Origin of the sequence: Streptosporangium lutulentum (genome assembly GCF_030811455.1) — a bacterium.
GTDB lineage: Bacteria > Actinomycetota > Actinomycetes > Streptosporangiales > Streptosporangiaceae > Streptosporangium > Streptosporangium lutulentum.
The window spans coordinates 2204651-2218200 of record NZ_JAUSQU010000001.1; the positions used below are offsets into that span (position 1 = coordinate 2204651).

12 protein-coding genes are annotated in these 13550 nt (G+C 72.3%); 8 read left to right on the plus strand and 4 right to left on the minus strand.

Annotated elements, in window-relative coordinates:
- Window positions 1-7 precede the first annotated feature (7 nt).
- The 5 genes from J2853_RS09345 to J2853_RS09365 all read left to right on the plus strand — a co-directional run bounded on the left by J2853_RS09345 (window position 8) and on the right by J2853_RS09365 (window position 4130).
- Window positions 8-982, plus strand: a complete 975-nt coding sequence (locus J2853_RS09345) for an ABC transporter substrate-binding protein (RefSeq protein WP_307556587.1) — start codon at window positions 8-10, stop codon at window positions 980-982.
- A 5-nt stretch (window positions 983-987) separates the two neighbouring features.
- A complete protein-coding gene (locus J2853_RS09350; protein WP_307556588.1) occupies window positions 988-1911 on the plus strand; it encodes an amino acid ABC transporter permease in 924 nt (307 codons plus the stop codon).
- Window positions 1908-2684, plus strand: coding sequence for an amino acid ABC transporter ATP-binding protein (locus tag J2853_RS09355; RefSeq protein WP_307556589.1), 777 nt, complete (start codon window positions 1908-1910; stop codon window positions 2682-2684). Before J2853_RS09350 ends, J2853_RS09355 begins: the two co-directional genes overlap by 4 nt.
- A 193-nt stretch (window positions 2685-2877) precedes the next feature.
- Complete coding sequence (locus tag J2853_RS09360) at window positions 2878-3000, plus strand: hypothetical protein (RefSeq protein ID WP_307556590.1); 123 nt, start codon at window positions 2878-2880, stop codon at window positions 2998-3000.
- A complete protein-coding gene (locus J2853_RS09365) occupies window positions 2997-4130 on the plus strand; it encodes an aminotransferase class V-fold PLP-dependent enzyme (RefSeq protein ID WP_307556591.1) in 1134 nt (377 codons plus the stop codon). The genes J2853_RS09360 and J2853_RS09365 overlap by 4 nt, the downstream gene beginning before the upstream one ends.
- Window positions 4131-4206: 76 nt before the next feature.
- Here J2853_RS09365 and J2853_RS09370 read toward each other — a convergent pair whose 3' ends face one another.
- Window positions 4207-6222 carry an AfsR/SARP family transcriptional regulator gene (locus J2853_RS09370; protein ID WP_307556592.1) on the minus strand — a complete coding sequence of 672 codons (2016 nt, stop codon included), beginning with the start codon at window positions 6220-6222 and terminating at the stop codon, window positions 4207-4209.
- A gap of 113 nt (window positions 6223-6335) precedes the next feature.
- On the opposite strand from J2853_RS09370, the gene J2853_RS09375 reads away from it, so the two are divergent.
- On the plus strand, window positions 6336-7214 hold the full coding sequence (locus J2853_RS09375) for an alpha/beta fold hydrolase (protein WP_307556593.1): 879 nt from the start codon (window positions 6336-6338) through the stop codon (window positions 7212-7214).
- Between the two features lie 112 nt (window positions 7215-7326).
- Here J2853_RS09375 and abc-f read toward each other — a convergent pair whose 3' ends face one another.
- A complete protein-coding gene (abc-f, locus tag J2853_RS09380) occupies window positions 7327-8964 on the minus strand; it encodes a ribosomal protection-like ABC-F family protein (RefSeq protein WP_307556594.1) in 1638 nt (545 codons plus the stop codon).
- A gap of 391 nt (window positions 8965-9355) precedes the next feature.
- Between abc-f and J2853_RS09385 the strand changes: the two genes are divergently transcribed.
- Complete coding sequence (locus J2853_RS09385; protein ID WP_307556595.1) at window positions 9356-9784, plus strand: protein-tyrosine phosphatase family protein; 429 nt, start codon at window positions 9356-9358, stop codon at window positions 9782-9784.
- Between the two features lie 147 nt (window positions 9785-9931).
- Here the strand turns inward: J2853_RS09385 and J2853_RS09390 are convergent, their stop codons facing one another.
- A complete protein-coding gene (locus J2853_RS09390; RefSeq protein WP_307556596.1) occupies window positions 9932-11428 on the minus strand; it encodes a condensation domain-containing protein in 1497 nt (498 codons plus the stop codon).
- A gap of 384 nt (window positions 11429-11812) precedes the next feature.
- A complete protein-coding gene (locus tag J2853_RS09395) occupies window positions 11813-12949 on the minus strand; it encodes an alkene reductase (RefSeq protein ID WP_307556597.1) in 1137 nt (378 codons plus the stop codon).
- A gap of 65 nt (window positions 12950-13014) precedes the next feature.
- On the opposite strand from J2853_RS09395, the gene J2853_RS09400 reads away from it, so the two are divergent.
- Complete coding sequence (locus J2853_RS09400) at window positions 13015-13461, plus strand: MerR family transcriptional regulator (RefSeq protein WP_307556598.1); 447 nt, start codon at window positions 13015-13017, stop codon at window positions 13459-13461.
- Window positions 13462-13550: the final 89 nt, after the last annotated feature.

A 13550-nucleotide genomic window follows, 5' to 3' on the forward strand; every position in this document is an offset into this window, starting at 1 on the left:
GTCGCCGGTGGAGACCTCCGCCGGCAACGCTCCCGAGGAGCCCCCCACCTTGAAGATCCGGATCGCCATCCTCATGCTCCTGGCCTGTACGGCCTGCGGTGCCCAGTCGCTGACCCCCGAGTCGGGCGGCGAGAGCACGCAGCCGGTCGTCCTCGACCAGGCGCCCGCCGACGACAAGGCCGCGGCGGTGATCAACGCCATCACTCCCGATCCGGCCCTGACCGCCCGGCTTCCCGCGGGCATCAAGGCCGGCGGCCTGAAGATGACCAGCTCGCTCGGCTACCCGCCGATGGACATGCTGGGCTCCGACGGCAAGACGGCCGTCGGGCTCGACCCGTCACTCGGCCGGGCGATCGCCAGGAAACTCGGCGTCAAACTCGCCATCACCGACGAGGAATTCAACTCGCAGATCCCCGGCATCATCACCGGCCGCTACGACATCATGATGTCCTCCCTCTCCGACACCGCGGAACGGCAGACGAAGGTCACCTTCGTCGACTACGTCCAGGCCGGTGCCGGGATGCTGATCAAAAAGGGCAACCCGGACGGCATCGACGCCCCCGCCGACCTGTGCGGCAAGACGGTCTCCGTGGTCGACAACGGCTCGTCGCTGAAGCTGGCCAACACCTATGACGCCGACTGCAAGAAGAACGGCGAGAAGGGGCTCGACATCATCAAGTTCCCCGGCGACCAGGATGCGCTGCTCCAGGTCAACAACGGGCGCGCGCAGGCCAACATCACCGACTACGTGGTCGCCGCCTACAAGGCCGCCGACCTGGACACGAAGGTGGAGGCGCTGGCGATCGACGGCACCGAGAGCCCCTGGGGCATCGCCATGAAGCCGGAGAACAAGGAGCTGATCGGCGCCGTCCAGGGCGCGCTCGACGCGCTCATCAAGAGCGGCGAGTACGGCAAGATCCTGCAGGCCTGGGACCTGGACAAGCTGGCCGTCCAGTCCGCCGTGATCAACGGCGGAAAGTAGCCGACGTGCGAACGGAACCCTTCACCGGCCCGTCGGGGATGGCCATCCCCGTCGTACGGACGTGGCACTGGGGGCGCTGGCTCGCCGGCGCCCTCGCGCTCGCCGTGTTCGGCTGGCTGGCCGGCCTCATCGTGATCAACCCCAACCTGGACTGGAGCGTGGTCGGCCGGTACCTGTTCGACGCGAACATCCTCAGCGGGGTCCTGGTCACCATCGAGATCTCGGTGCTGGCCACGATCATCGGCCTGGTGCTCGGCGTGCTGCTCGCCGTCATGCGACTGGCGCACAACCCGGTGCTGCGGTGGCTGTCGACCCTCTACATCTGGTTCTTCCGCGGCACACCCGTCCTGGTACAGCTCATCTTCTGGTACAACCTCGCGTTCCTGTTCCCGGAGCTGGTCCTGAAGATCCCGTTCACGATGATCGGGCTCAAGTGGGACACCAACCAGGTCATGACCGGCTTCGCCTCGGCCATGCTCGGGCTCGGGCTGAACCTGGCGGCCTACTTCGCCGAGACCGTCCGCGCCGGGATCCAGGCCGTCGACCGAGGCCAGACGGAGGCGGCGTACGCGCTCGGCATGACGCCCGCCAAGCGGATGCGCGTGATCGTGCTGCCGCAGGCGCTGCGCATCATCATCCCGCCCACGGGAAACGAGTTCATCTCGATGCTGAAGACCACCTCGCTGGTCTACGTCGTCGCCGGGCACGACCTGATGACCAACGCGAGCCAGATCTACAAGGCCAACAACCTCATCATGGAACTGCTCATCGTCGCCAGCCTGTGGTACATGCTCATGACCGCCGTCGCCACATTCCTGCAGGGCAGGCTGGAGAAACGGTTCGGCTCCGACGCCGTGCGCCTGGTCCGCGGCGGCGGTCTGGCGGTCAGGGTCCTGCCCCGTCAGTCGAAACCAGAGGTGACCGCATGAACAGCGTCCCGGTCGTCCCGGTCGTCACTGCCAGCGGCGTGCGCATGAGCTACGGGGACACCCAGGTGCTCAACGGCGTCGACTTCAGCGTCGCTCCCGGCGAGGTGAGCTGCGTCATCGGCCCGTCCGGGTCGGGCAAGTCGACGTTCCTGCGCTGCGTGAACGGGCTGGAGCCGGTGCTCGGCGGCAGCCTGCGGGTCCTGGGTGAGGAGGTCGGCTACGACCTGCGCGACGGCAAGTACCACCCCTGGTCGCCCAAGCGGTTCGCGGCCTTCCGCACGAAGATCGGCATGGTGTTCCAGCGGTTCAACCTGTTCGCCCACCAGACCGCGCTGGAGAACGTCGCCTGCGCGCCGGTCCACGTCACCGGCGTCTCCGCCGCCCAGGCGCGCGAGACGGCCATGGAACACCTCGACCAGGTCGGGCTCGCCGACCACATGCACAAGCGGCCGCACCAGCTGTCCGGCGGTCAGCAGCAGCGGGTGGCGATCGCCAGGGCGCTGGCCATGAATCCGACGCTCATGCTCTTCGACGAGCCGACCTCCGCGCTGGACCCGGAACTCGTCGACGAGGTGCTCGAAGTGATGAAGAGACTCGCCCGCGAGGGGATGACCATGATCGTGGTGACACACGAGATCGGATTCGCCCGCGAGGTCGGTGACACGCTGACGTTCTTCGACGAAGGCGTGGTGGTCGAGCAGGGCACTCCCGGCGAACTGCTGACCAACACCCGGCAGGCCCGCACGAAGGCGTTCCTGTCCAGCGTGCTCTGACCCGGCCGGCCGGCGGGCCGATCTTCGCCGAACCGTGCGCGGGCCGGTGCCGGGTGGCATGCACGCGATCGGGTGGCGCTCAGGTCGCGCAGGGTGACCCGCGACCGCTCCACCGGGGGGTGCCCGCCGGCACATCGGGGCCGGCGGGCGTGTTGTATGTTCTTCTCCTTCGCTGTGTCCTCTTGGAGTCTTTTTGACCAGGCAGTTCTTCTCCTCGACAGCCCGCCTGAGCGGTGATCCGTCGCGTGCCGTCGTCTCCGGGGCCGCCCGGTGGCCGCTCACCCGCTCCACGCCCGAGCCGTCGGCGGCCTCGTGACCGATCACCTGCCCGCCACCCGGGCCGCCGGCGACCTGGCCGGGTACGTCGCCCACTGTGACGAGCCCGCCGGCTACCTCGATTTCGCCCACGTCGGGCCTCCGCTGCGCGCGGCCGTCGACGCCCGGCACGCGGCCCTGCGGGTCACGGGCACCTCCGACCCGGTGAGACCCCTGGAGAAGATCAGGGAGGAGGCCCGCCGGAGAGCCGTCGCCGTGATCGGCGGTGACGTCGAGGTGACGTTCGAGGCGTCCACCACGGCGGGACTGTTCGCCGTGGCGTTCGGCCTGGCAGGCTCCGGCACGCTGCTCGTGCCCGAGGGCGAGTTCCCCGCCAACGCCGTACCGTGGCTCCGGGCGGCCGCGCGCGGCGGCCCCGCCGTACGGCGGGTGCCCCGGGACACCGAGCGGATCACCGCCGGGGCACTGCGGTCGGCGCTCACCCCCGACGTCGCCGGGCTGACCGTGAGCGCGGTCGACTACCGGACCGGATGGAAGGCCCCCCTCGCCGAGCTACGTGAGGTGCTCGGTCCCGACCGCCTGCTCGTCGTCGACGCCATCCAGGGCTTCGGGATCACCGAGCTGGACCTGGACGCCGCGGACGTGGTGGTGGCCGGCGGCCAGAAGTGGCTGCGCTCCGGGTGGGGCGCGGCGATCCTCGGGGTGCGGCCCCGCGCGCTGAAACTGATCGCGCCCGACCTCGGTGGCTGGACGGGCCTGGCCGACCCTTACGAGGGGAGCGCCGGAACCGAGCTGGGCGCACCGGCCAAGGGGCCGGACCGGCTCCTGACGACGAACACCGACCTGGAGGCGATCGCCGGTCTGAACGCCTCCCTCGGGCTGGTCGTCGAGGCCGGTACGGCACGACTGTCCGACAGGCTCGGGCAGGTCGTCGCCGTGCTGCTCGACGTGCTGCGTCACCGCGGGGCGGAAATCCTCGGAGACGACTGGCCGGCGTCGCGACGGGCGGGGATCGTGTCCTTCCGGCTGCCCGGTGAGGATCCGGAGGCCACGCTGGCCCGGCTGTCCGCGGGCGGGGTGACCGCGTCCGTCCGCGCCGGGCGGGTACGGCTCTCGCCGCACGTCTCCACGACGGAGGAGAGCCTGCGCCGGTTCGCCGCCGCCCTCTGAGGCGAGGTGGTCTTGACATCCACGCCGCCCTGAAGGACGGCGATTCCGGTCTGCCGCGCATGCGACTCCCGGCGGGTCACCGCGCCCGGCGGGAGCGGACCGCGGTGCCGTCGTGGGCGAGGGCGGCGGCGAGGTCGTCGAGGTGCCGGGAGACCGGCCCCAGGGTGATCAGACCGCTGCCCGCCCCGGCCAGCTCCGCCGCCGCGGGAGTGAGCTCTCGGTGCGCGCGTTCCATCGCCTCCCGGTCGCCGACGGCGATCGCGGCCCGCGCGGTGAGACACCATAGGGCCTCGAACAGCAGGTCGCGGGGCGGGTCGGGGACGTCGCGCAGCGCCGCGGCGGCCTCGGCGGGGAGGTCGCGCGCCAGCAGCACCAGGGGGCGGGCCCAGGGCTCGTAGGGGCCCCAGTCGGTGAGCTCGTCGGTGAGCTCGTCGGCGGGGGCGGGCGGTGCGTACCGCAGGCGCAGGCACAGCAGTGCGAGAGGCAGCAGGCCGTGCTCCAGTCCGGGCATGCCGGCGCCGTCCAGCCGCGTGGCGGCGTCCCGGTAGGCCGCCTCGACCTCGGCCGCTGGTGCCCGCTCGGTCGCGGCGAGCCGCAGCGCCCGGTACCACCGGGTGAACACGCCTACCAGCGGGTGTTCGTGGCGCTCGGCCAGTCGATCCGCGGCGGCCGCGTGCCGGTCGGCTTCGGGGAAGTCCGCGAGCGCGCCGCGGGCCTGAAGGCGGATGAGATGTCCGAGCACCTGGAAGGTCACCAGGTCGTGTCTGGTGGACAGGGCGATCAGCTCGGCGCCGATCCGGTCGCGGTGCGGGGCCAGGCCCGCGCGGTGGAAGGTCTGCATGAACACGCCGTTGAGGGCGAACGCCAGCAGCGCGGGGTCGTCCAGGCGGCGGGCGATCTCCTCGGCCTGTCGGGCGGCCTGGGGTCCGCGGGCGGAGCGGGTGCCGCGCGACTCCACGGCGATCGTGGCCAGCAGGCCGGCCCGCGCCGCCTCGTGCGTGCCGGGCGGGACGGCGGCCAGGGTGCGTTCGGCCGCCGCCACGATGCGCGCCGCCTGCGGCGGGTCGTCCGAGCGGGTCCAGATCGCCGGGACGTCGTAGGCGCCGATCACCCGGGCGGTCAGCTCCACGTCGCCCAGTTCCTCGGCCGCGGCGATGGCCGCCAAACGGTGCGGGCGGACGGCCTCCAGCCCGGCGCCTCCGGTCACCGCGAGGCTGCGCAGCAGGCCCACCGCCGACTCCAGCCGGGCCCGGGGGCCGGACGTCACGGTGCGGTCGTAGACGGCCGCCGCCTGCGTCCACACCTGGGCCGCCGCCCCGTCCGGCCCGGACGCGAGGTCGAGGTGGCCGGCGTGGTTGAGGATGTCGGCCTCCAGGCGGCGAAGGGGCGGGCCCGGGTCCACCCCCAGCTCCTGGACCAGCAGGGTCCGTGCCCGGCGCAGGACGGCGAGGGCGTCGCCCTGGCGGCCGGTGCGGTACAGAGCGAGAGCCAGCAGCCGCCAGGCGTCCTCTCGCCAGGGGTGCTCGGCCACGTGCGCGTCCAGATCGGGCACCGCCTCGGCGGCCAGCCCGAGGGCCAGCCGGGTCTCCGCCTGACGTTCGACGGCGTGCAGCCGCAGTTCGGCCAGGCGGGAGCTCTCCGTGCGGGCCCAGGGCTGGTCGGCGAACTCGGCGTAGGCGGGCCCGCGCCACCACTCCAGCGCCTCGGCCAGCCGGGCCAGGCCGTCCCTGGGAGGCAGCGTCGCGGCGGCGGACACCGCCCGTTCGAAGCGCCAGGCGTCCACCGCGCCCGGATCGGCGCGCAGCGCGTACCCCGGTCCCTCGGTGACCAGCAGCCGGGCCGGGGTCCGTGGTGGACGCCCGGGTTCCAGCGCGCGGCGCAGCGCGGCCACGAAGGTGCGAACCGCGCCCACCGCCCCGGGGAGCGGGTCGGTCCACAGGTCGTCGACCAGGGCGGTGACCGGGACGACGCGGCGGCGGGCGATGATCAGCCGGGCCAGCACCGCACGGTGCCGCGGCCCCTTCAGGGCGAGCGCGTCCCCGTTGCCGTCCCAGGCCGTCACCGGCCCCAGCACCCCGAACACGACCCGCATCCCTTGACCGTCCTTTCCGGACATCGCCCCTGGCCACGGTAGCGCGCTGACCGGATGCTCATTCGCGCCCGGCAGGCTGGAGGAATCCAGTCACCTACGGAAAGAGCGAGATCATGGCGCCTGTCATCGCCGGCTTCGACTACCGGCGCGTCCCCGTCGCCGACGGCGTTCTCCTGAACGCGGCCGTCGCGGGGGAGGGGAGTCCGATCGTGCTGCTGCACGGCTTCCCCCAGACCCACCTGATGTGGCGGCACGTCGCCGCCGACCTGGCGGCCGATCACACCGTGATCTGCCCCGACCTGCGCGGTTACGGCGCCAGCGACAAGCCGGCCGAGACCGACGGCACCACCTACTCCAAGCGCACGATGGCCGCCGACATCGTCGCCCTGGCCCGCGCGCTGGGGCATGAGCGCTTCGCGCTGGCCGGGCACGACCGCGGTGCCCTGGTCGCCTTCCGCGCCGGCCTGGACCATCCCGAGACGATCACCCACCTGGCGAGCCTCGACGTGCTGCCCACGGCGGACATGTGGGAGGTGATGCACGGCACCACCGCCGCCGTCGGCTTCCACCTCTACCTGATGGCACAGCCTCCGGGCCTGCCCGAGCAGATGATCGCCGCCAGCGCGGACGCCTTCTTCGGTCACTTCCTCGACATCTGGGCCAATGATCGGGAGGCGATCCCCGCCGAGATCCGCGCCGCCTACCTGGACGCCTCCCGCGCGGCCGTCACCTCGATCGTGGCGGACTACCGCGCCTCCGCCGGCATCGACGTCGACCACGACCGGGCCGACCGCGCCGCCGGAAACCGGCTGCGGATGCCGGTCACCGTACTCCAGCAGGACTGGGGCGCGGCCCTCGGCTTCGACGCGGCGGCGCTGTGGGGCGCCTGGGCACCCGACCTGCGGCACGTCCCCGTCACCTTCGGCCACTTCATGGCCGAAGAGGCCCCCGCCGACGTCGCCAAGGCCCTTCGGGATCTCCTCTCCCGCTGAACGGCCGAACCGGCCTCGGGGACGGTGCCCGACGGGGCGCCCGCCCGCAGCCTGTCATCTCGTGATCGGGAGGCCCGGAACCCGGTGGGCGGGTTCCGGGCCCTGAGGTGTCTCAGTCCCCGTCGGGCGCCCCCGTCTCCAGCAGCCGGCCGTCGGAGAGCCGCAGCCAGCGGTTCACCCCGATCTCCGCGAGGAACCGTTCGTCGTGGCTGACCACGACGAACGCGCCCTCGTAGGCGTTGAGCGCGCTCTCCAACTGGCCGACGCTGACCAGGTCGAGGTTGTTGGTCGGCTCGTCCAACAGCAGCAGCTGGGGCGCCGGCTCGGCGTACAGGACGCAGGCCAGGGTGGCGCGCAGCCGCTCGCCGCCGGACAGCGCTTCGACCGGGAGGTGAACGCGGGAGCCCCGGAACAGGAAGCGGGCGAGGAGGTTCATCCGCTCCGCCTCCGGCATCCCGGGCGCGAACGCGGTCAGGTTCTCCGCCACGGTACGGCCCGGATCCAGCAGGTCCAGCCGCTGGGACAGGTAGGCGACCCGGCCGTCGGCGCGCTTGGTCCCGCCGCCCTCCGGCGTCAGCTCGCCGTCGATCACACGCAGCAGGGTGGATTTTCCGGTGCCGTTGGGGCCGGTCAGGGCGATCCGCTCGGGCCCGCGGATCGCCAGGTCGGCGCCCTCCGCGGCGAAGATCGCCCGCTCACCGTAGCGGACCTGCATCCGCTCCCCGAGGAAGACCACGCGTCCGGCCGGGACGTTGGTCGCGGGCAGCTCCAGCGAGATCCGCTGCTCGTCGCGCAGGGCCCGGCCCGCCTCGTCGAGCCGGGCCCTGGCGTCGCCGACCCGTGCGGCGTGGGTCTCGTTCGCCTTCCCCGCCGACTCCTGGGCGCCCCGCTTCATCGTCCCGGCGAAGATCTTCGGCAGGCCGGCGTTCTTGAGATTGCGGGCGGCGTTGCCGGCACGGCGCTCGGCCCGCTCGCGGGCCTGCTGCATCTCCCGCTTCTCCCGCTTGACCTCCTGCTCGGCGTTGCGGATGTTCTTCTCGGCGACCTCCCGCGCGGCGCGCACGGCCTCCTCGTAGGCGCTGAAGTTCCCGCCGTGGGACCGGACCTCGCCCCGGTCGAGTTCGGCGATGCGGTCCATCCGGTCGAGCAGTGCCCGGTCGTGGCTGACCAGCAGCAGGCAGCCCTTCCAGTCTTCGAGCACGCCGTAGAGCGTGCGGCGCGCGTCGAGATCGAGGTTGTTGGTCGGTTCGTCGAGCAGCAGGACGTCGGGCTGCTTCAGCAGCTGTGCCGCCAGGCCGAGGGAGACGACCTGGCCGCCGCTGAGAGTGCTCAGGCGCCGGGTGAGGAGGACGTCCCCGAGGCCGAGCCGGTCCAGCTGGGCACGAGTGCGCTCCTCGATGTCCCAGTCGTTGCCGATCGTGGTGAAGTGCTCCTCGCGCGCGTCTCCGGACTCGATGGCGTCCAGCGCCCTGATCACCGGAGCGATTCCCAGGACCTCGGCCACGGTCAGGTGCCCGGCGAGGGGCAGGCTCTGCGGCAGGTAGCCGAGCACCCCTCTGACGGACACGGTCCCGCCGCCGGGCCGGTACTCGCCGGCGATCAGCTTGAGCAGGGTGCTCTTACCGGCGCCGTTCGGGGCGACAAGGCCCGTACGGCCGCCGCCCACGGTGAAGGACAGGTCCTGGAAGACCGGGGTGTCGTCAGGCCAGGAGAAGGAGAGGTTGGAACAGATGACGAACGCGTCGGACATGCGAAAGCCTTCGGGTGTGACGCGGGCATGCCAGGGGCCGCCCAGCGGGGAACGGGGGTCGGTGAAACGACAAAACGGCCACGGCGGCGGCGCTCCTACGCGCCTGCCGGTGACCGATCCCTTCCGGTATCACCCGGAGATGTCGTCGTCCCCCACCACGTCTGGTCTCCTTTGTTCCCTGACACTCGCAATTCACGATAGCAAAAGGAATCCTCCGCTCAAGGACGAGTCTCGTGCCCCTCACAGGGCCGGGGCGGCGCCGCCGGCGAGCGGGGGCGCACCGGGCGGGGGCCGGCCCGGTCGTGCCTCGGCCGCATCGATCGCGGTCCGTCCCGTACCGTTCCGTGGCGGGCGAGGGACCGGCCGGGGAGAACGGGATTAGGATCGCACGATGATCGTCACCTGGGAATCCGGGACTCCGGGTGTTCTGCGACTGCCCTCGGGCCGGCTGGTACGCGGTCGGGGACTGCGCCGGACGCCGCCGCCGGGTCCGGAACCGACCTTCGGCCTCTACCTGCTGGGCCATCGGCCACCGGAGGTCGGGTGGGAGAGCAGGTGGCTGCGCTGGCCCGACTTCTGGTTGCCGTCGGACCGGGCCGCGGCCGCGGAGGCGCTGCGCGAGGCGTGGGCGCGCGCCGAATCCGAGCGGGTGGAGATCGCCTGCTCGGGTGGCCGGGGGCGGACCGGAACCGCGCTGGCCTGCCTGGCGGTGCTCGACGGGGTGCCCGCGGCGGAGGCGGTCGGCTATGTCCGGCGGCACTACGCCCGGCAGGCCGTGGAGACCCCCTGGCAACGCCGGTTCGTGAGCCGTTTCCGGTAGCTCGGCCCGGTGGCCTTCGGCGACCGGCCGTCCGGTACGGAGGCGTCACGGGGACCGGTTCGATCCGGAAGGCGCGTTTCCCTCCCCCCGGCGGGGTCCGCCGGGGGAGTGGCGCCTCGATCCCTCAGCCGAGGGAGGGGCGGTGGTTCACCCGCCGGCCACCTCGGCCACGACCGGCCCGGACGTGGCCGGCGCCTGCTCCGTGTCCCCGGCCGGGCCGGTTTGGGAACGTTCCCATCCGGGAGGGCGCTCGATCGGGGTGATGCCGCACAGCCCGGCGACCGCGTCGAGCGGTACGTCCTCGGCGACGGCGCGCACCAGCAGGGTCTCCATCCCGCGGAGCAGCGTGTGGACCGTGGGCCGGGGCAGGTAGGCGGTGTCGGCCAGCAGGTGGAGCTCGCAGGTGTGCCGGGCCTGGCCGGTGACGAACTGGGCCGTGGCGTCCACGTGATCCCAGGAGCCCGCCGGGGCGAACGTGGTGCGCCCGGTGAGAGCGGCGATCGCGGCGGGGTCTCCCGATGGCTCCACCGTGGGAAGCTCGGGCCATTCGCCGCCGCTTCGCGTGTCGTTGAAATAGGCCGACAGGTCGATGGGCCCGCCCCGTTCGCGGCCGAGCTCCTCGCGCATCGCCATCAGCCCCAGCGGTTCGTAGTGCGCGTGGCGGTAGGCGGTCAGCGCCTGGCGGTGACCGATGCGGGTGACCTCGGCCAAGGTCCCGCCGGGCAGGTCCAGCGCGAAGATTCCGTCCTGCGCGGCCGGGCCCATCAGGACGCCGATCCGGGGATCGTGCCGGTTGGCTCCGATGAGCTGCATGACGATCCTCCGATGTCCGGTCAGGGCGGACAGGAGTACGGCGCTCGCCGTGGTCAGCACGCTGGCCGCGCTGACCGACCAGCGTGCCGCCAGCGTCTCGGCGGCGACGCCGAGCGCGACCGAGTTCATGAGGACCCGGATGTACCTGGGCGATTCAGGCGCATATGGGGGGTAGTCGAACAGGGATCTGGGCGCTTTCTCCAGTGTCGCCCGCCAGTATTGGAACGCTCTCTCCCCGCGTACCGCGCCCGGCCCCTCGCGTTCGAAGGTGGCCTGGTCCATCGGCTGCCAGGTGGGCTCGGGCGGGTCGTTCCCGGCCAGCAGGCTGCGCCAGTCGGCCGCCAGCAGGTCCAGTGCCCCTCCGTCGGCCGCCAGGTGGGACAGGCCGAAGGCCACGGCGCGGGGCCGGCCGCCGATCGTCACGATGGCGCACCGCACCGGCAGGGCGGTCTCGTAGTCGAACGCGGTGGAGGCCAGGTCGGCGGCCAGCCTCCGGGCGGTGGTCAGCGGCTTGGCGGGTCCGCCGTCGACGAGCCGGACCGTCAGCCGTCCCTCGCGCGCCACGTGCTGGACCATGCCGCCGGGGGTCCGGCGGAAGTTCGTCCGGAGGCTCTCGTGCCGTTCGAAGAGGCGGCGCAGAGCCAGCAGGACGCTGTCGAGGTCTCGCCTGCCGTAGACGGGCAGTGTCCAGGGCATGTTGAAGTAGGGGTCGCCGTCGGGCCGCCAGGTGGTCAGCCGCCAGATCGACGCCTGTCCCCAGCTGAGCGGGGCCACGCCGCCCCGGGCTCCGGCGAACTCCACGACGGCCGTGCGCCGCGGCGTGTCGTCCACCGTTGTTTCCGTCTCGGCCGGCGGCCGCACGGGTGACACCGGGGCCGGATCGTCGATCTCGGCACGGAACCGCTCAGGATCGGTTCGCGGAAAGGTCGCACCGTCAGAATTCACGCCACAAGGTTGATCTTCCCGAACCACGGTGTCAACGGGTGTTTCCGGCAATCTGGAGCCGCCGTTCCGTGCACATGGAATCGGGGTGTTCGCGCGGGCCGGCGGGGCCCGTCACCGTGGAGCGGACGGCGGGAATGTCCGCGGCCGGGCGCCGTCCCGCGCCGGGGCCGGTCGCCGGCGACGTCGTGGCCGACGTGACGGGAACAGACCCGCCGGCCGCTGACGGACGTGTCCCGCCCGGCGACGACACGGCGGCCATGGCCCGGGTGGTCAGGGCGCGGCCGGTTCGGACATCCGAATGTCGCGGTCGACGGCCAGCACCGGGTAGTCGGTGTACCCGGTCTCCCCGCCCGTGTACATCAGGCCCCTGTCGCGCACCGAGTTGAGCGGTGCGTCGGCGCGCAGCCGTTCGACCAGGTCGGGGTTGGCCAGGAACGCGCGGCCGAGTGAGATCAGGTCGGCTCCCGCGGCCAGCAGCCGCTCGCCCTCGTGCCTGCCGCCGTCGGCGGGGAGCGGTCCCGGCCAGGGCAGGATCGGATTGGCGATCAGTGTGCCCGGCCAGTCCTCGCGGATCCTCCGGAACAGAAGCCGGTCCGGGTCGGCGGAGACGACGTGCAGGTAGGCCAGGCCCTTGTCGGCCAGCGCGCCGATGAGCGCCGGGTAGATGCTGTCGGTGTCGCCCTCGCGGATGCCGTTGACGGTGGTTCCGGGGGAGATGCGCAGGCCCGTCCGTTCGGGGCCGATGGCGTCGCCGACGGCCTGGACCACCTCGAGCGCGAAGCGAATGCGGCCGGTCACGGAGCCGCCGTAGGCGTCGGCGCGGTGGTTGGTGCCCTGCGCCAGGAACTGCTGGATGAGGTAGCCGTTGGCGGCGTGCACCTCCACTCCGGCGAAGCCCGCGTCGACGGCGTTGCGGGCGGCGGTGGCGAAGTCGGCCACGGTGGAGCCGATCTCGTCGACGGTCATCTCACGTGGCACCACCGAGGCTCGGTGCCCGCCGGGGGTGAAGATGGTGTCCGGGAGCGGGACCGGCGAGGGCGCGACCGGCATCAGCCCGCTGTTGTCGGGGTGACCGATCCGGCCGCCGTGCTCCAGCTGCAGGAAAATCCGGCCGCCCGCGGCGCGTACGGCGTCGGTGACCCGTCGCCATCCGGCCACGTGCGCCCGGTTGTGGATCGCGGGGATGTTGGGATAGGTCTGCCCCACGGCGTTCGGCGTGGTGGCCTCGGCGATGATCAGTCCCGCGGAGGCCCGTTGGGCGTAGTAGGTGGCCATGATCGGCAACGGGACGCCGTCGTCGGCGGCGCGGTTGCGGCTCATCGGCGCCATCACCAGCCGGTTGGGCAGGCGCAGGGTGCCGAGGTGGGTGGCTTCGAACAGGCGGGAGGTAACCGGTGTGCTCGTCATGCAGGCACGGTAGGAGTTAACATCAATGTCAGATTCAAGTCCGGATCCGGTGTGCGAGGTGAGGAATGCGGATCGGCGAATTGGCGAAACGTACCGGGGTGAGCGAGCGTTCGCTGCGCTACTACGAGACGCAGGGGCTGCTGACGGCCGAGCGCACCCTGGGCGGTCATCGCGACTATCCCGACCGTGCGGTCGACCGGGTCATCCGCATCCAGGAGCTCTTCGCCGCGGGACTGCACAGCAAGAAGATCGCGCAATTGCTCCCCTGCATGCGGGACGCGGACGGCGGCCCGTCCGAGATCGCCACCTCGCGGCTGGTCAACGACCTCATCGCGGAACGGGACCGCATCGATCGGATGATGGCCGACCTGGTCCGCTCCCGTGACGTCCTGGACGAGGTGATCGACGCGGCATCGGACTCGCGCCGGCCGGCCGTTCCCCACCGTGACGAACGGCAACCGAGAGCACTGCCCGGAGCCGGCCAGGGCGCGGGCGAAGCGGCGATCAGCTGATTTCGGCTGCCGGGGGCGCCGTGCCGTCGGCCGGCCGAGACCCCGGGCACGAACGCTCGCGGCGGTCGATGTGGCTCTTTTTGGCTGAG